General features: G+C 41.4%; 18 protein-coding genes and 1 tRNA gene. 10 read left to right on the top strand and 9 right to left on the bottom strand.

The annotated features are described in order from the left end of the window. Positions 1-38: 38 nt before the first annotated feature. Both JMX95_RS08180 and JMX95_RS08175 read right to left on the bottom strand, forming a co-directional pair. Positions 39-362, bottom strand: a complete 324-nt coding sequence (locus JMX95_RS08180) for a BolA family protein (protein WP_201560495.1) — start codon at positions 360-362, stop codon at positions 39-41. Positions 363-730: 368 nt separating this feature from the next. Continuing rightward, positions 731-1,543 carry a M48 family metallopeptidase gene (locus JMX95_RS08175; protein ID WP_045453551.1) on the bottom strand — a complete coding sequence of 271 codons (813 nt, stop codon included), beginning with the start codon at positions 1,541-1,543 and terminating at the stop codon, positions 731-733. Between the two features lie 656 nt (positions 1,544-2,199). Here JMX95_RS08175 and JMX95_RS08170 point away from each other — a divergent pair. After that, positions 2,200-2,274: transfer RNA gene (locus JMX95_RS08170), tRNA-Gly, on the top strand. Between the two features lie 289 nt (positions 2,275-2,563). Then, the gene (locus JMX95_RS08165; protein ID WP_201560494.1) at positions 2,564-3,355 is read left to right on the top strand and encodes a glucose 1-dehydrogenase; all 792 of its coding nucleotides are present in this window, start codon (positions 2,564-2,566) and stop codon (positions 3,353-3,355) included. Between the two features lie 202 nt (positions 3,356-3,557). Here JMX95_RS08165 and JMX95_RS08160 read toward each other — a convergent pair whose 3' ends face one another. Continuing rightward, the gene (locus JMX95_RS08160) at positions 3,558-4,796 is read right to left on the bottom strand and encodes an amidohydrolase family protein (protein WP_201560493.1); all 1,239 of its coding nucleotides are present in this window, start codon (positions 4,794-4,796) and stop codon (positions 3,558-3,560) included. Between the two features lie 431 nt (positions 4,797-5,227). On the opposite strand from JMX95_RS08160, the gene JMX95_RS08155 reads away from it, so the two are divergent. The 4 genes from JMX95_RS08155 (at position 5,228) to JMX95_RS08140 (ending at position 7,467) form a co-directional block, all read left to right on the top strand. Beyond that, the gene (locus JMX95_RS08155) at positions 5,228-5,587 is read left to right on the top strand and encodes a hypothetical protein (protein WP_109591771.1); all 360 of its coding nucleotides are present in this window, start codon (positions 5,228-5,230) and stop codon (positions 5,585-5,587) included. Positions 5,588-5,775: 188 nt separating this feature from the next. Beyond that, on the top strand, positions 5,776-6,504 hold the full coding sequence (locus JMX95_RS08150) for a BLUF domain-containing protein (protein ID WP_201560491.1): 729 nt from the start codon (positions 5,776-5,778) through the stop codon (positions 6,502-6,504). A gap of 4 nt (positions 6,505-6,508) precedes the next feature. Further along, positions 6,509-7,042: a GTP-binding protein gene (locus tag JMX95_RS08145; RefSeq protein WP_060491787.1), complete on the top strand. Its 534-nt coding sequence runs from the start codon at positions 6,509-6,511 to the stop codon at positions 7,040-7,042. Positions 7,043-7,050: 8 nt separating this feature from the next. After that, positions 7,051-7,467 carry a roadblock/LC7 domain-containing protein gene (locus tag JMX95_RS08140; protein ID WP_201560490.1) on the top strand — a complete coding sequence of 139 codons (417 nt, stop codon included), beginning with the start codon at positions 7,051-7,053 and terminating at the stop codon, positions 7,465-7,467. Positions 7,468-7,623: 156 nt separating this feature from the next. Here the strand turns inward: JMX95_RS08140 and JMX95_RS08135 are convergent, their stop codons facing one another. From JMX95_RS08135 to JMX95_RS08110, 6 genes are all read right to left on the bottom strand, one after another. Next, positions 7,624-7,776, bottom strand: a complete 153-nt coding sequence (locus JMX95_RS08135) for a hypothetical protein (protein ID WP_201560489.1) — start codon at positions 7,774-7,776, stop codon at positions 7,624-7,626. 84 nt (positions 7,777-7,860) lie between these two features. Beyond that, positions 7,861-7,998, bottom strand: coding sequence for a hypothetical protein (locus JMX95_RS08130; protein WP_201560488.1), 138 nt, complete (start codon positions 7,996-7,998; stop codon positions 7,861-7,863). 373 nt (positions 7,999-8,371) lie between these two features. Continuing rightward, positions 8,372-8,824: a DUF962 domain-containing protein gene (locus tag JMX95_RS08125; RefSeq protein ID WP_198329499.1), complete on the bottom strand. Its 453-nt coding sequence runs from the start codon at positions 8,822-8,824 to the stop codon at positions 8,372-8,374. A gap of 195 nt (positions 8,825-9,019) precedes the next feature. Continuing rightward, complete coding sequence (gene pnuC, locus JMX95_RS08120) at positions 9,020-9,751, bottom strand: nicotinamide riboside transporter PnuC (protein WP_060491784.1); 732 nt, start codon at positions 9,749-9,751, stop codon at positions 9,020-9,022. 113 nt (positions 9,752-9,864) lie between these two features. Beyond that, on the bottom strand, positions 9,865-10,905 hold the full coding sequence (nadR, locus tag JMX95_RS08115) for a multifunctional transcriptional regulator/nicotinamide-nucleotide adenylyltransferase/ribosylnicotinamide kinase NadR (protein ID WP_201560487.1): 1,041 nt from the start codon (positions 10,903-10,905) through the stop codon (positions 9,865-9,867). A 551-nt stretch (positions 10,906-11,456) separates the two neighbouring features. Continuing rightward, positions 11,457-12,104 (bottom strand): hypothetical protein, encoded by a 648-nt coding sequence (locus tag JMX95_RS08110; protein WP_201560486.1) that lies wholly within the window; start codon positions 12,102-12,104, stop codon positions 11,457-11,459. Positions 12,105-12,530: 426 nt separating this feature from the next. Between JMX95_RS08110 and JMX95_RS08105 the strand changes: the two genes are divergently transcribed. From JMX95_RS08105 to JMX95_RS08090, 4 genes are all read left to right on the top strand, one after another. Continuing rightward, positions 12,531-12,743, top strand: coding sequence for a PspC domain-containing protein (locus JMX95_RS08105; RefSeq protein WP_045454060.1), 213 nt, complete (start codon positions 12,531-12,533; stop codon positions 12,741-12,743). 502 nt (positions 12,744-13,245) lie between these two features. Next, positions 13,246-14,235, top strand: coding sequence for a glycine--tRNA ligase subunit alpha (gene glyQ, locus JMX95_RS08100; RefSeq protein WP_201555134.1), 990 nt, complete (start codon positions 13,246-13,248; stop codon positions 14,233-14,235). Positions 14,236-14,244: 9 nt separating this feature from the next. Beyond that, the gene (gene glyS, locus JMX95_RS08095; protein ID WP_201560485.1) at positions 14,245-16,338 is read left to right on the top strand and encodes a glycine--tRNA ligase subunit beta; all 2,094 of its coding nucleotides are present in this window, start codon (positions 14,245-14,247) and stop codon (positions 16,336-16,338) included. Positions 16,339-16,589: 251 nt separating this feature from the next. Next, the gene (locus JMX95_RS08090; protein ID WP_227676006.1) at positions 16,590-16,886 is read left to right on the top strand and encodes a hypothetical protein; all 297 of its coding nucleotides are present in this window, start codon (positions 16,590-16,592) and stop codon (positions 16,884-16,886) included. Positions 16,887-16,967: the final 81 nt, after the last annotated feature.

Raw genomic sequence — 16,967 nt, 5'->3', positions numbered from 1 at the left:
TATGGTATGGAAAACACTATCTTCGCAATAGTTCGTTATTAGCCCTTGTTTTGTCCAGCACATAACGGACTATCAGGGCTTTGACCTTGCCATTCTACTGGGGTATAAGCATGAATCGCTAAAGCATGGATTTGACCGCCTTGCGAGGTTAATAAGGAGTTTGCCAGTCCATATACAAGCTGATGGCGTGCGACCAATCTTTTGGCTTCAAAAGCATCACTAACAATCGTAAGCTTAAAATGGCTTTCTTTACCATCAAAATAACCAGAATGATTCATTGACTCATTCAACAATTCTATATGTTGCGGCTGCAACGCTTGTAGCTCAGCATTGAGGGCATCAGCGGTCGGTGTTTTACTCATAATGATCTTTCCATATATTTTGCCTAATAGTACTTGGCGGTATCATACTTAGCAATTTGTGAATTGCAAATAATGCCCATTATAGCAAACGCTATTAGCGGTAAAGCCTGCTATTAAGTGGCATGTGCCTGTAAGCGATTAAACTTTTGAGCTATCCTGCTTTTAAAAAATATAGCAATGAAAGATATTCTTTTTAACATACTGTCTTTAATGACGATACATAATAGCTGGTCATGGCAAGTAGCGGTATCTGTTAGCTATCAGCATAAAAAAGCAGAGCACAATTGATAGCCTGTACTCTGCTTTTATAAGTAACAATCATTATAAGTAACAGCCATTTACTCAAAGCATGAAATCTAACAATCTCGTTAGCGGCGCGCTTTTTGATAAAGCGGCATCACTTTAGGCATTAACGATTGCAATTGAGCAATACGATTGCTGCTGGTCGGGTGAGTGCTTAAGAACTGTGGTGGCTCACCTTGGCTTGCGCTTTGCATTTTCTGCCATAAGGTAACCGCTGCTTGCGGATTATAGCCAGCACGTGCCATTAACTCTAAACCAATTTGATCGGCTTCAGCTTCTTGTGTGCGACTGTGCGGACGGCTCAGTCCCAAATCCCCAGCAACGTTTGCTAGTTCAGCTTGACCTTGCGACAGTCCAAAGATGCTGGCCGCTACACCGATACCAGTCTGCGTGGCATATTGGCGTGAGAGACGTTCACGTGAGTGCTCACGCAGCGCATGTGACATCTCATGACCCATAATAGCCGCAATCTCGTCATCGGTGAGATTCAGGCGGTCAATGATACCCGAGTAAAACATGATTTTGCCACCCGGCACCACAAAGGCATTCAGCTCATTAGATTTGATCGTATGCACTTCCCATTGCCATTTCGCCGCATCTGGACGGTAGACGCCGACCTGACCGACCAAACGATTAGCGATGTTCTTTAAGCGATTAAGCTGAGCCTTATTGGTATCTAACACGCCGCGCGCTTTTGCTTCTTGCAACGTTTTGGCATAACTCTGTGCAGACAGCTGCAAAACTTGCTCACTAGAAACCAGTAATAGCTGCTGACGGTCAACGCCAACGGCCCCAGTACTGGTGGTGCTGGTACAGCCTGTCAGGGCTAGTGCCGACAATGAAGCGGCCATCACGGTGCTGGTCAGTAATTTTTTCATAATAAACATCCTCGCTGTAAATGATAAAAAGTAAAATAGAACAAAGTGGCGGTTAATAACAAAGCGGCTACTAATAACAAAGTGATTATCGTTGAAACAATTGTCGTTCAAATGACTCGTATTAAATTTTTTGTGGAATAAAGAGTCAAAGCAGCAAGTAAGGCAATTTTTTATTAATGTTCTACCTATGCTTGCTACGTGACCTCAACAGTAAAATTTTACCCGAACTGTCATTAGGCATAAGTATAATAATGTTACTAAGGCAAAACCAATGCAGGAAAAGTAACAATACAGCGTAGGATTGTAAGTGAGAGGGACGTTGACACCAACAAATCTATTTTTCATGACTAACGTCTATAAACTTGATAGGCGGCATAAATCTCAGTCAAAAAATAGTCTCATAGGCGATGAGATACTACCTACAAGGACAGAGCTTTAGATTTCTAACATTATTCTGAAAAATAATTGATATTATTTTAAATAAATAATTATCGCTAAATCAATTATTTATGATAATTACATCAATAAATAGCGAGTTAAAGACATAATATTGGAAATAAACGTTAAAAATGAGGTTGACAGGGTTAGAATATCTGATAGAATAGCCAGCCTATCGAGACGGAGTTGTTGTTAACAACACTACAATTCGATAATCAGCGGGAATAGCTCAGTGGTAGAGCATAACCTTGCCAAGGTTGGGGTCGAGAGTTCGAATCTCTTTTCCCGCTCCAAATATGGCTTGAAAAAGCATCAAAGCCTCACTTTATTGTGAGGCTTTTTTTTGTCCTGATTTTAAGGGTTGTCATTGTTTCTTAAGAATATTTCGATGACATTCCAAGTTACTATCGACGGAATTAACGACATAGATTACTAAAAGTGGCAGCGCCAAAACTAAGTTACAAAAGGTGGTCAATTTGACACATTAGGCTCAGTTCAATCATGCATAATTATATAGATCGTTTAAACGAATATAACAACAAATAATCCATCTATAAACAATGATGATAATAAGGAATAATTATGCAAGAATTCAAACATAGAGCATTTAATGAATTATTTGATCTGTCAGGAAAAACTGCGATTGTGACGGGCGGTGCAAATGGTATTGGTAAAGCAACGGCGTTACGTCTAGCACAAGCTGGGGCAAATATCGCTATTGCTGATTTAAAACTAGAAGATGCAAAGGCTGCGGTCAAGGATGTCGAAGTGTATGGTGTAAAAGGCTTGGCAGTCGAATGTAATATCTTGAAAGATGAAGATTTGGTCGCTATGGTAGACAAGGTCGTAGCTGAATTTGGCACTGTCAATATTTTAATCAATAATGCTGGTGGCGGCGGCGGTGGTCGTGAAAACCCAGCCACAGCATCGGTCGATGATATTCGCCGTGATTTTGAGTTGAATGTTTTTAGTGGCTGGCGCTTGTCTCAATTATGCGTGCCACACATGAAAGCGTCGGGTTATGGCTCGATTGTATTTACCACTTCGATGTCGAGTATCAATAAAAGCCCGAACATGAGTGGTTATGCAGGTTCAAAAGCGGCTGTCAATCATATGGTGGCGAACTTGGCACATGATTTTGGCCCTGAGGTACGCGTCAATGCGGTTGGCCCTGGTGCCACGCGTACTGATGCGTTAAAAACCGTGCTAACACCAGAAATCGAAAAGAAAATGCTAGAGCATACGCCGATTCAACGTTTGGGTGAAGCTGATGATATCGCTGGTGCTATGCTGTATTTTGCCGCACCGCTATCTGAGTGGGTCAGTGGTCAAACCATATTTGTGAATGGCGGCGGTGTGCAAACCTTGGACTAAGCTTATCTGCATATGAAAGTATTTAAACTATGATGTTAAAGCTATAGTAAATAGTAAAAAAACCGTTATGAAAAGCGTCATTCAACGTATAGTTGGGTGACGCTTTTATCGTTTTAGGCCTATGTTTTATGATGAAGGTGCTGGCGCATTGATAGGCTGTATCTTTCAATTGACTGAATGGGCTCAAGTAATGATATTCAAGTTATTCAAAGCAAATATGAGCGACCTCATTGCAAAAGGTTTGCTTGCCATTTTTAAAGCCTGCTATGGCTTGCGAATTGATTCTAATCGCTTCTACCGCGTCTTTCGCTTCTAATATGACTAGGGTAGCCGCTGCTCCTACTTTAATCTCCGTTTGCCGTGACAAAAGCTTCGCTGCATTTTTGCTAATCATATCGAATACCTCCGCTATCTGCTCATCTTTTGCTAATTGAGTGATATTGGCATACATATTTGCCATTCTAATCAGTGAGGCATCACCGTAAGGCGTGAAAGCATTTAAAATATTATTACTAGAAATAGTCGTATTGATGCCCATTGCTAATAGCTCATTGGCGTTGACCATGCCTCTAGGAATGAGCGCATCATAATCACGCCCATTCAAAAATATGTCGGTGGCTGGTAACACCGTCAAGGTAATGTCAGCGAATTTAAGTAACGCAGCCATTTCCATACGTTTGTCTTTGTCCATCGCCGACAGTTTAGTCACATGACCAATAGACACGCGACCTTGATAATGGCGCTTGATGGTTTCTTCAACCAATTTTGGAATGCTCGAGCCTTGTGGATCCAGATCAAAATCTAAATGAAAATCAACATCGACGTCAAACTGCTCAGCCAAGTCAAACACCATTTCAATATGCTTGTGAGGATATTCATCTTTGTATGGACATCCGCCAACCAAATCAGCGCCTTGCGACAATGCCAGTTTTAGTAGCTCATAAGTATGCAGGTCATTGGTCAATCCTGATTGCGCAAAGGCGCAAATCTCTATATCGATGGCAAATGCATAGGTATCGCGGGCTTTTTTGATGGCATTAAAGGCGCGCATCTCTGTTTTTGAATCTGTTTCAACAAAGGTGCGCAGACCAACGGTGCCTTTTTTAATCGCCATCTCAATCACTCGTGAAGCACGATTAAACACATCTACTTCCGTAAAATCCTTTTTAGCCTTACCTGTTTCTTCAACAGCCTCGTTTAAATCACCTTGCTCTATAGTACAGCGATCAAGGATGCAGGCTTTATCAAGGTGAATGTGGCTCTCATAGAATCCTGCACAGACAAAGTAACCTTTAGCATCGTAAATTGCTCTTGGCGCATCATCACGTTCAGTTTTTTCCGCAACATCGTCAATGCTCTCAATATAAGCGCCGTTTATACTGATATTGACCAAGTTTTTATGATTGGGTAATTGGGCATTTTTTATAAGTAAATCGGGCATCATTTTTCCTTGTTTTTTTGCTTGAAATGACTCAACGATCAATGGCATTTTAGTGTCAAGAGCGGGGGTTTTAAACTTTAAATTCGCATGATTATTCGATGTTTTTATTTTTTCCTACCCAACGGTCGTTTTTTGTTCATGAGTGGTTAGGGGCAAGCGTCATCGAGTCTAATATATGGAATATAATGACCACCGCTACGGTATGTAGACTTTGTTTATAAATAGACTATATGGTTTTTACCAAAAAACATACTTAGTTATTAATGTTTTATTGTTATGATTATCTTATAATTTTTGAGTGTTCGTTAAGATATACTAATAATAAAAAGAGTAAAAAATAAGCTAAATTTAGCTTCATACCTTTAAACTACGAAAGCATTTCTGTGATGGAATGACTTCATTTAAATACAATCAGATAAACAGGAAAAAGTATGTCAAATATCGATGAGTCGTTACAAGAATTAATGAATCTTGATGGTGCAATGGGTGGCTGTATCGTCGACTATATGTCAGGCATGGTACTAGGTATGGCTGGCGGCGGCGTTGACTTAGAACTTGCAGCAGCAGGTAACTCGCAAGTGGTAAAGGCGAAGGTAGCAACGATGAAATCACTAGATATCAAAGGTGAAATCGAAGATATGTTAATCACCTTGGAGTCTCAACTGCACATCATTCGTCCTACAGCCAAGCATGAAGACTTGTTTATTTATTTGGTGCTTGATAAATCAAAAGCCAATCTTGCATTAGCCCGCCGTAAGGTACAAGCCGTAGAAAATAAACTAGAAATATAATTCGGTTGGTCGTGTTCAAAAAATGAGTGATTTATCAAACTATCCTTGTTGCTTATCGCGCCTTAAATAAGACAAGAGTGGCAACAAAGTTAAATTCGCTATGTACGTACTGTACATAGCGAATTATTATTTTATAGGCAGTAGGAATAACTTAACGAGCGTGAGCCGTTTTATCAAGTGGTGGCAAAATGAAGTGTATTGCATACGTCAGTAGAGTGCCAATCAGTGATCGCACTATTCGAATGCCTACTGGGTTATCAGACATCGTTAGCGTCTCTCGTAAGCATAATCCAAAATCGCAAATTACGGGTATCATCTCTTACCGTGAAGGTCAGTACCTGCAAGTGCTAGAAGGCCCTTATCTGGAAGTAGACAAGTTAATGAGTAAGATAGCTTCTGATCCTAGACATGAAGATCTTTGGGTGTTTTTGGATGTGCGCGTGATCAAACGCAGCTTTAATAATTGGGCTGTGAGCGTGTTTGATTTTGTGGATCAAGGCAACTTTTTTAATGCGTTCATTGAGAATAATAGCGCTGTGTTAAACAGCTTTAATGAGTCTCAACAAAGACGTATTCAACCGTTTATTGATATAAAAAAATCTGATACGGTGCCTGAAAAGTATTATGAAGGTAAGGATTTAAGATTGCTGGCATGGCCTGATCTCAACAATGAAAGCCAGCCGCAAATGGTTATGAACCTGTGTATCAAATTGACTAAAAAGCCTTATTCGTTTAATGCATTAGCGGATAGTGGTGAGTTTGGCAGCCATCATCAAGTCACACAGATTATCAGAGAGTTTGATCGTTTAGGTTTATTGAGTGTCACAGAGGCAGCACCGATACATGAGCAAACCGTAAATGAGAAAAAGCCTAACAAATTTTATGGTGCGATCAAAAAATTCTTAGGAATGAGGTAAAAAATTGAATTATCAGAAACTAGCAATCATTGGTGAAGTAGGTGCTGGAAAAACTCGGTTGGTCAAAACCCTAAGCGAGATAAGCCCCATCGAAACAGAAGCAAAATCTAGTATCGATATCGGTAAAGAGTACACGACGGTCGGCATCGATTATGGACGCATCACTCTGTCTGACGATATGGCACTAGGTATTTACGGTGTGCCAGGTCAAGAGCGGTTTTCTTTTTTATGGGAGTTCGTCAATCAGTCGCTATGGGGATTGCTCATTTTGATTAGATATGGCGAGACACCCGATTATGCCAATTTAGATAAGCTATTACACTTTTTTGCGCCAGAAAAAAATCAGACCACGTGTATCATTGGTATCACTCATTGCGAGGATGCTGACAAAGATAGCCTTTCAGCACTGGGACAAGAAATAAGAGTGATGTTGATGCAGCATAATGTGGTGGCACCTGTGCTCCATACAGATCCTAGAAATAGAGAGTCCGCCGTGTCTCTGTTGTCATTATTTAATACCCTTAATAATCAAGACTAATGCCAGATATGACTATGTTAAAAGAAAAATTAGACGAAAAATCACCAGCAAAAATAGCGTTGTTAAGCCACATGAAAGCATTGTGTGACGCCAATAGAGAAGTCATATTGGTTAGCTTATGCACCACAGATGGCTTTCCCATTAGTTGCTTTTCGATCAGTGAATTGAGCAATCAAACGGACAAGTTTGCGGCGATGAGTAGCACGCTATCAGCGCTGAGCGATTCATCCGCGAGTCAGATGAAGCAGGGCAAGTGCGACATCACTATTGTCGAAGCCACTGCTGGAAATATACTATTTGTCAAAACTGACTATATCGGTAAGCCGTGTGTATTGACCGTGGTAGCGCAGAATAAGATGGCACTAGCAGAAGCAAGATATAAGACCAAAAAATTGATTGGTGTCATTTCTGCTATCACTGAGTAAGGCGCATAAGTAACTAAGATTGCTGGATTCGGTAGGGCTATAAGCGATAATTCGACTGTGATAGACATGTGATATTATTTGCGTGATCAAATATCGACACTGTATTCAGATATCGACCTTGTATAAAGGTAATGCATTGACCTTTGACGGCCATATCTACCAAAAACGCACCATTAGCGGCATTAATTTTGCCATGAATCGTGTGATTGTGCCTTCTTCGTCAGTCAGCTCTAGGTTGCTTCTTTTGCCAAGACCATATTGTAAAAATTCATGATTCTCCAAATCTGCTAGCGTCTCAAGTAATCCCATCCTGCTCAGATAATCGGGACTGGCACAGAGCGAATAACGAGTCAGCGCCAGCCGTTTTGCTTGGTCGCTGGAACCTTACAGCTCTTAATACTCGACCAACTCATACCCTTCTTCGAGCAAGTCAATGTGTCGATCAGAAAAATCCAACTCAGCGTTTAGGACGGGACAGCCAGTGCTGTATCTATCGGTGATGGCGCGTAATGAAGAATTTCTACAGTACATTGCGTAGAGGCTAGAGGCTTGTCGCGTATTAACTATCGGGCGAATAGGCTGAATTTATGCTGTTGGCTCTATTCTAAAATGAATGGTTCGATTTTGAAGTAAAAGGTTCTGCTGTGGTTATTTGACGCTATATTTACAGTGTTATTGTTCTGAAATTTAGAGGAGTTAATTACAGTCAATAAATTTTTTTGATAGCTTATTTTTTATAACCTGTTCTTTGATAGCGTAATATACAAAGCACCACTTAACGGATTGTTGAGTGGTGCTTTTTTGAGTCAAAATATCAGTTTTAGATAGTGGTTTTTTAGGTACTAATTCTAACGATACCGAGCTTAAAGATACTAAGCTTAAATATACTATCAAGGATAAATAGTTAGGCTTGGCTTTTTTTTCGACCCATCAAGCTATTAGCTACCCATGCTGGACCAATTAATAAGAATTGTAAGTCTTCAAAAAACGAGGGTTTTTTGCCTTCAATTTTATGACCAATGAACTGTCCAATCCAAGCAACCACAAAAACAGCCGCCCAAACCTTAAAGCCCCATGGTAATAATGCCATTACTGACAAACAAATAAGAATAAACATTCCCATCGCCAAGAATAACGGCGTGGATAGACGCATATAAAATAACAATACCAACGCGCTAAGTACCAAGGTAAACCAAACTGATAGTGACATGCCCATGCCTAACAGGCTGACAAATATAGTAGGAACGCATAGCCAATGGATTTTTTTATTGACTAGGTTTTGATGACTGACAGAATATTCACTAAGCCATTGCTCAAGTGTGCGTTTAGATAGGCGTTTTTGCTGAGTACGAGACATACTAACCTCCATGTTAGTAGATGAATTGAAAAATCTCTCCTATCAGTTGTAGCACTAATTGAGCCAGTCCACCACATTATCTGATAGACGGCACAGTCAAAACCTATAACGTTATCAACATGTTTGCCAATATCTGCGAGCTCTTCGGTTTTATTCTTTTAAGATATCAGCACTTATGACCATACAAGATAACCGTTAACCTTGTTCACTGCGCTGCCATTCATACAAACCAATAAAAGCGTTTATTTGATATATCATGGTTTGAATGGCAAAAATGTAATTGCCTGACATTAGATTGACGATGAGCCAGACAAAGTTAACGATAATCCATAACCACCAGTTAAATGAATAGCGCAAAATCATCGCGGCTTGTGCAGTAATGGAGAGGACAAAAGCAATGACGTTGATCCAAAAGAAGGAAATAAATCCTAGGAATTTACTATTATCATCTTCAACCACTGCATAGCCATAGCTGGCTAGTAAATTATTTACCGTGGGAAAAAGTGCGAGACCAATAATAATAAAGGCGGCGGTAATCAACCAAACCGCTTTGCTCGCCGCCTTTGGTATCATGTCGCCATCAGGATCGGTATGTTTTGACCAATAAAAAATACCGTAGACATGGGTGAAAAAGTTAAAGAGCGGCGCGAGCATCAAACCGACTGCACCAGACGTCGCCTGCACGACGACTTCTCCCGCAGTCGCTGCCATTCCCAGCCCGTTGCCCATGACGTTTTTGCGAAATGATAGCGAAACCACACAGACCAAACCAACGAAAGACACGCCCAAATAAAACATATCAAGTGTGGTGTGTTCTGTCGTGAGCCAAAAACCTGCGGATAAGGCTATTACCCCGCAAATGAACCAAGTGACAATCCATTGCATCGCCCACTTTCCAGTAATATTATCTAATAGCTGAATACGCATAAAGCCTTTTTCCTTAAAGTATTAAAACTACAATGAGTTCTTATTTTATTTTTTAGTATCATATTATTTTTGTATTATCGCTATTCTTGCCATCGCTATTTTTACCCTGTCGTCTATCTACCATAAACATACTGATCGATAAGCAGCAGCGCTTGCTGATAGCGCGCATCGTAATCTGGCTGATCAACCATGTGTGGTTTGATATCATGACGAGCAAAAATATCGACGAGACGTCGCTCAAAGCGTCCACGTGCCTCAGGCGTGCCCAATGAGCGCATGCCATCATCAATCCACGGCGTATTGTTATCCAGCATAATGGTATGATCTAAGCGAAACTCATCGATACAAGCCGCCACAAAAGGATGGCTGCGACCTTCATATTCTTCACAAAATGCTTGAGTGGTCACAAAATCGGTATCAACGATGGTGACAGGAGCGGTCGCATTAGCCGCCGCGTCTCTTATAGCTTGAGCATGCTGAAGGGCAATCGGACCATAGTCATTGTATTGTAGACCGACTTCACTACCGCCCAAATCAGTGCCGACATATAAGCGTCCCATCTCTAAAGCAAAGCTGGCGCCATAATAATTGGCCAGTTTATGCACCAATGTGGTCTTACCTGAGCTTTCACCGCCAACAATTGCCACCGTTTTGGTATAGTCGCCGCGCGCTTGGGGATGAATAGCTGACCAATGCGCGACTGGATTACGAGCGATGGAATAAGAGTCAAACTCAGGCTGTAGCGGGGTCGTGACGACTGGTATCGATAATCGCTCATAGACATCACTCTGCGCCAATGGGTGGTTTTCTGCGACAAACAATACTGTATCTGTTGGTAAGTCGAGCGCTGTCGTTAATCGTTGTAGTTTGGCATTGCTGGCGGGAATGTCGATTGTCACATCGACGAAGCTATCATGTAGCGGCAGCTCAATCTCATGAGTGGTATGAATCTGGATAAATGGCAAATCAGCACACGCCATCTGTAGCCAACGTGCTTTGTCTTGCAAAGTAATGTCAAAGTCTGGATGCGGTGCTGGATGCGCCATAATGATAATATGCAAGGTTTTCGCTTGTCCTGCCGCAGCCAATATACTGCGCATTTGACCTAAATGTAGTGGCTCAAAATGTCCAATCATCAATCCTGACTCGTACATAGCTTTCCTTAATTTTTATTTATTCTTAATTGCACTAATTTTATAGATAGACTTCTAGAATATCTGTTATTTACCAGCATGTTATAAAGGTTTAAGGCGATTTACAGGTAGGTTATTGTAAAGGGGTGTTTTTTTATACGACTTTTTTCTGATAAAAATATGACCAAGTTATTAATTTAACTGTGATTGTTTGACTATCTCACCATTTCTGAAGTTCCATCTACACAATATCTATGTGCTGAAAATGGCTAAATATTGGATTTGTAACAACATGTGTAATATGGCAGCAATAAAGCTAATTGTGAAACATTTTGAAATAACTATTTAAAATCAGCAGTTTATGAGGTTTTATGACAGATTAGGGCAAGCTTGGTTAGCATAAACTCACAAAGTACGTCTATACGTTCAACAGATAAATATTAAATAGTTGCTATACTTATTCATAAGTTAAGAAGGCTAAGCAGCTTCCTAACTAGAATCGGAAAAAAGGGTGTAATGGACAAAATTCATGCTAAAAAGTAGAAGGTAGTCGCTAATGGACATAATTCATGCTATTTGAGTGACTTTGACCCTAAAAAGTCTTTAATAAACCGCAACTTACGCTGCTCACTTAGACCGTGATGACTGTGTAATTGTCGCTTTAACTCACTGAATAAGCCTTCAAGAGAATTGGTGGTATTTGGTATATCTAAATGCCCATATTCTTGGTAAGTGAATAACCAATCACTATTGGTCCTGAGGCTGCGATAAGCACTTCTAAGACGTTTGTGAGTGTACCAACTTCTACCAGTATCTTCATTGGTACTACGCTCACTCAGATAGTCTTCATGGGTTAAATACCATTGATCTAAGCATTTTGTGAACGTGGCTTTATCAAGCTTAGTTAAGTCTAAAGTGAGCCGTCTAAGCTCGATACTGGCACTGTTCTTAGGTCGACGAGTGAGATAGCGAGTTATTATTTGCACTTGATGAAGCTGGCAAATCTGGCAAGGGGTGTGGGTGAATAGCGTACGCAGTCCTCGTCTACCATCACAGGTGATGCTTTGTATATCAACGCCTAACGATACTAGATGATCAACACCTTGCTTGTAGGCACTGTTGGTTTCATGACCCACTATCGCGTAATAAAGTACGGCTTTAGTGGTATTGTCCATAAAGACCATTAAACCAAACTTGCGACCAAAGTAAGTGGTGTCCATGATGATATTAGCAGTCTTTGGTTGCTTAATCTGATACTGGGTACTGACTTTATCTAAGCGTCTTTGAATGATCTTGAGACTACAGTGATATTTATCAGCCAGCTGTTGGTAGGTCTGTTTTCCCTGAGTGTATTCAGTCCAAAGGGTTTGGTTATTGAGTCTTTTTCCACCTAAAAACTGCCGTCTGCAAGCGAGACATTGATACTGCTGTTTGCCAAGCTTGCGTCCATTCTTCTTGGTGTGTTTATCACGACAAAAAGGGCAGTTTTTTGATTCATGGCGTTGATTCCTTGCAAATATAGACAGTATATAGCGTTAGACCATACGCCAGCATGAAAAATGTCCATTACACCGAAAAAAGCATAAAAACAGAAGAAAAGAAGCAGAATTTCAAATAACAATAGAAATGATAGAGAGGTATTTGATTTGGCTAAACTAGCAAAACTACATCGCTCACAGAACAATCGCATGATAGCAGGTGTGATGGGCGGCATTGCCGAATACGTTGGCTGGTCACCGACTTGGGTGAGAGTCTTATTCGTGATTATCTCATCTTTGAGTGCAGCAGTACCTGGCATCTTAATTTATATAATTTTATGGATAATCATGCCAAAAGCGACTAGTGCGTCTTACCAGTAAAGTTATTTTATATTTGCTCGTATTTTTTTAACAGCTTAGTAGCAGTACCATTTTAATATTATCGTTTTGATAGCATCACTATCGAGATTAGCTCAGATAGATTTTTACCAAAAAAAGAGAATAGTAGTTCGACTAAAAAACAAAAAGCCTGACTCATCAGGATACCAAAGACATACCTTTCCTCCTGCCCAGATGCTCGCGCATTTGGGTATTTTTTTATCTGCTACTTTTGTGTCTCCTATATTGCAGCAGTTTGATTATAAATGAGCCTTATAACGACTCATTTAGGTCTGCAGCATAAATTTAATTGATGTAAATATAGATAAAATAGTCAATTTTTAGTAAGGTGAGCAGGCAAATAGAGTCGTTGCCGAATAGGCTATACGAGTGCTATCAAAACTTTATTTATAAATATCCATTCCACAGTGGCTTTACTATGAAAACCCAAACTATGACATCCCAAGCGACAACTCCGATGATAGAAAATACAGACCCTCAACCGATGACGTTTCAGGATTTAATCCTAACCCTACAGAATTATTGGGCAGATAAGGGCTGCGTTATCTTGCAGCCTTATGATATGGAAGTCGGCGCGGGTACTTTTCACACCGCGACATTTTTACGCTCGTTAGGTCCTGAGCGTTGGAATGCTGCCTATGTGCAGCCATCGCGTCGTCCAACCGATGGTCGCTACGGTGACAACCCCAACCGCTTGCAGCATTACTATCAGTTTCAAGTGGTGCTAAAGCCAAATCCACCCAATATCCAAGAGCTGTATTTGGACTCGCTAAGAGCCATTGGTATTGATCCATTGGTGCACGATGTGCGTTTTGTTGAAGATAACTGGGAGTCGCCAACGCTGGGTGCGTGGGGACTAGGCTGGGAGATTTGGCTCAACGGTATGGAAGTGACGCAATTTACGTACTTCCAGCAAGTAGGCGGTCTTGAGTGCTTCCCAGTGACCGGCGAGATTACCTACGGTCTTGAGCGCTTGGCGATGTATGTACAAGGCGTCGATAGCGTTTATGATTTGGTCTGGGCAGATGGTGAGTTTGGTCGCGTCACTTATGGCGATGTTTTCCATCAAAACGAAGTTGAGCAATCGACCTATAACTTTGAGCACGCAGATGTGCCGATGATGGGTCAGATGTTTGACTTTTATGAGCAGCAAGCAGATAAGTTGGTTGCCGAAGGTTTGCCATTACCTGCCTATGAGATGGTACTAAAAGCCTCACATGCTTTTAATTTACTCGATGCTCGTGGTGCGATTTCAGTGACCGAACGTCAGCGTTTTATCCTACGTGTGCGTACGCTTGCCCGTAAGGTTGCCATTGGTTACGTCGAAGCACGCGCTAAGTTAGGCTTTCCATTGGCAGATGAGGTACATCGTCAAGCGGCGCTCGATAAGTATTTGCCAAAAGAAGAAGCCGCTGAGAATACAGAAATCAATCAAGCTATTGATAACAATCAATCTACTAATAACAATAAATAGGAGCATCCCATGAGTACCATTCTATTTGAACTGGGGTGTGAAGAGCTACCTCCAAAAAGCCTAAAGCCACTACGTGATGCGCTACAAGCAAGTGTGATAGCGCAGTTAACTGAAGCTGATATTACCTTTGATAGCATTAAAGCTTTTGCTGCGCCGCGTCGTTTGGCACTTCAAATTCAGGGCATTAGCGATAAGCAGCCGGATCGTAGCGAGCAAAAACGCGGCCCTGCGATTAAAGCTGCCTTTGATGCGGAAGGTAATCCAACACGTGCAGCGATGGGTTTTGCCAAGGGTTTAGGTATTGAAGCCAGCGAGTTGATAACGATTAACACCGACAAAGGTGATTATGTCGGTTATGAGCAAGTCATTCATGGTCAAGCAACTACTGAACTGTTAGCTGCCATTTTCCAGACTGCACTAGACAATCTACCGATTGCTAAGCGTATGCGTTCAGGTGCCAGCCGCAATGAATTTGTGCGTCCAGTACAGTGGGCGGTATTGATGCAAGATAGCACCGTCATTGATGCGATCATTCAGGGGCATCAGACAGGCACGCAAACTCGTGGTCATCGCTTCCATAGTCCTAATTATCATGAGATTGCGCATGCCAATGACTACGAAGAGTTACTAGGTGGTTTAAAAGTGGTTGCTGATTTTGATAAGCGTCAAATGCTGATTAAAAACCAAGTCAAAGCCTTGGCTGATGAAGTTAATTCAGATGCTATCGTGCCGCAAGATTTGTTGGATGAAGTAACCGCATTGGTTGATTTCCCTATTGCTTTACGTGCAAGTTTTGAACCGCGCTTTTTACAAGTGCCACAAGAAGCGCTTATCTCTACCATGCAAGCCGATCAGAAGTATTTTTGCTTAACCGATAAAGCGGGCAAATTACAGCCGTACTTTATTTTCATCACCAACATTGAGTCAAAAGATCCCAATCAAATTATCGAAGGTAATGAGAAAGTCGTGCGTCCACGTTTGGCTGATGCCGAGTTTTTCTTCTTACAAGACCAGAAGCAGCCATTATTTGCGTTGACAGAAAGCCTCAAAACTCGTGTCTTCCAAGACAAGCTGGGTACGATTTGGGAAAAATCTGAGCGTATTGCCAAGCTTGCCGCCTTTATTGCCGCCTTGATGCAACAGCAAGGTCAGCAGATTGATATAGATGAAACGGTGCGTGCGGGTATTTTGTCCAAAGCCGATTTGGCAAGCTCGCTCGTAGGTGAATATCCTGAATTACAAGGTATTGCAGGCACTTACTATGCGCGTTTGAATAATGAGCCTGAAGCAGTCGCGGCAAGTTTAGAAGAGCAATATTTGCCCAAGTTCAGTGGCGACGTATTACCACAGACGCCAATTGGCATTTGCTTAGCATTAGCCGACCGTTTAGATACGCTTGTTGGTATTTTTGCCATTGACCAAGCACCGACGGGTTCAAAAGATCCGTTCAGTCTACGTCGTTCAGCCATCGGTATCTTGCGTATTTTGATCGAAAAGCAATTGCCAATTAATTTGGTAGCGCTCGTTGAACAAGCGGTCAAAGGCTATAGTGACGCTGAAGGCAGCAAGATTGAAAAAATGGGCGATACGTTTACTCAGGTCATGGCATTCTTAAACTCGCGCTATCGGGCGATGTATACCGAGCAGGGAGTGAGCGTCGATACCATTCAGGCAGTGCAAGCGATTAACCCGCATATGCCGCTCGATTTTGATCAGCGTATTCGCGCGGTACAAGCCTTTAGCGAATTGTCACAAGCTTCAATGCTTGCTGATTCAAACAAGCGTGTCGCCAATATATTGGCCAAATCAGAAGTGAGTGTCGCTGATACTGTCGATGAAGCGCTATTGTCTGAGCCTGCCGAGCAAGGTTTATACGCAAGTGTGCTGCAAGCGCAGACGGCGGTTAAACCGATGCTAGAACAAGCGGATTACACACAAGTGTTGCAAACGCTTGCCAGCTTAGATGAGCCGTTGACGCAATTCTTTGATAATGTGATGGTCAACAGTGAAGACGCCGCCCTTAAAAACAACCGCTTAGCGCTGCTTAAGCAAGTACGTGCATTGTTTTTAACCGTCGCTGATATCAGTGAGTTGCAGCTATAGTTTCACTAATATAGATCGCTCACTTTATTTTCTGTTTAATACAAAAACTGGTCCGCTATGGCCAGTTTTTTACAACGTATCATGGCATTTATTGATAAATTACCATGATAAATGGATGGACAATTAACTCGCTAAAGCATAGCACTATCGTCAGTATTGATGGTTAAGTTATACTGTTCAGACGTATTGAATAATCCGCCAAACGGCTTTTATCATTCATAGCGCTTACTCATATTTAAAGGAGCACTGCCGTGTTTGCTGTTATCATTATCATCATCGTTATTTGGATAGTAATGTGGGGGTTTTATAAATTTATGTACCCGCGTGCGCCCAAAAGCATGATGCCAAAAAAAGGGGATGTGATCACACCGCGTCAGTGCAATTTTTGTGGCAACAGCTTAGCTGAATACCGCGGCGTCCTTGAAACCAAGCCCAACTTGGCTGCAAATAGTGAGAGTGCTATTGGCGAAAACCAAGCATTGTTTTTTTGCAATTATGAGCATCAAGCAGACTTTCATGCAGGTAAAGTTTATAACTCTAATGTATAAATAATTAGGGGCTGTCCTAGATAAGTAAAATAATCTAGGATAGTCATATGAGAAAGAGCAGATTAAGTTGGTACAAACAAA

The organism is Psychrobacter sp. NC44, from assembly GCF_904846655.1.
Taxonomy (GTDB): Bacteria; Pseudomonadota; Gammaproteobacteria; order Pseudomonadales; family Moraxellaceae; genus Psychrobacter.
This window is presented reverse-complemented; position numbering and strand designations above follow the sequence as displayed.

Excerpts from the sequence above, each read along its gene's own strand:
- JMX95_RS08180 (WP_201560495.1), bottom strand. The coding sequence starts at position 362 with ATGAGTAAAACACCGACCGCTGATGCCCTCAATGCTGAGCTACAAGCG.
- JMX95_RS08175 (WP_045453551.1), bottom strand. The coding sequence starts at position 1,543 with ATGAAAAAATTACTGACCAGCACCGTGATGGCCGCTTCATTGTCGGCA.
- JMX95_RS08165 (WP_201560494.1), top strand. The coding sequence starts at position 2,564 with ATGCAAGAATTCAAACATAGAGCATTTAATGAATTATTTGATCTGTCA.
- JMX95_RS08160 (WP_201560493.1), bottom strand. The coding sequence starts at position 4,796 with ATGCCCGATTTACTTATAAAAAATGCCCAATTACCCAATCATAAAAAC.
- JMX95_RS08155 (WP_109591771.1), top strand. The coding sequence starts at position 5,228 with ATGTCAAATATCGATGAGTCGTTACAAGAATTAATGAATCTTGATGGT.
- JMX95_RS08150 (WP_201560491.1), top strand. The coding sequence starts at position 5,776 with ATGAAGTGTATTGCATACGTCAGTAGAGTGCCAATCAGTGATCGCACT.
- JMX95_RS08140 (WP_201560490.1), top strand. The coding sequence starts at position 7,051 with ATGACTATGTTAAAAGAAAAATTAGACGAAAAATCACCAGCAAAAATA.
- JMX95_RS08135 (WP_201560489.1), bottom strand. The coding sequence starts at position 7,776 with ATGGGATTACTTGAGACGCTAGCAGATTTGGAGAATCATGAATTTTTA.
- JMX95_RS08130 (WP_201560488.1), bottom strand. The coding sequence starts at position 7,998 with ATGTACTGTAGAAATTCTTCATTACGCGCCATCACCGATAGATACAGC.
- JMX95_RS08125 (WP_198329499.1), bottom strand. The coding sequence starts at position 8,824 with ATGTCTCGTACTCAGCAAAAACGCCTATCTAAACGCACACTTGAGCAA.
- pnuC (WP_060491784.1), bottom strand. The coding sequence starts at position 9,751 with ATGCGTATTCAGCTATTAGATAATATTACTGGAAAGTGGGCGATGCAA.
- nadR (WP_201560487.1), bottom strand. The coding sequence starts at position 10,905 with ATGTACGAGTCAGGATTGATGATTGGACATTTTGAGCCACTACATTTA.
- JMX95_RS08110 (WP_201560486.1), bottom strand. The coding sequence starts at position 12,104 with ATGGACACCACTTACTTTGGTCGCAAGTTTGGTTTAATGGTCTTTATG.
- glyQ (WP_201555134.1), top strand. The coding sequence starts at position 13,246 with ATGACGTTTCAGGATTTAATCCTAACCCTACAGAATTATTGGGCAGAT.
- glyS (WP_201560485.1), top strand. The coding sequence starts at position 14,245 with ATGAGTACCATTCTATTTGAACTGGGGTGTGAAGAGCTACCTCCAAAA.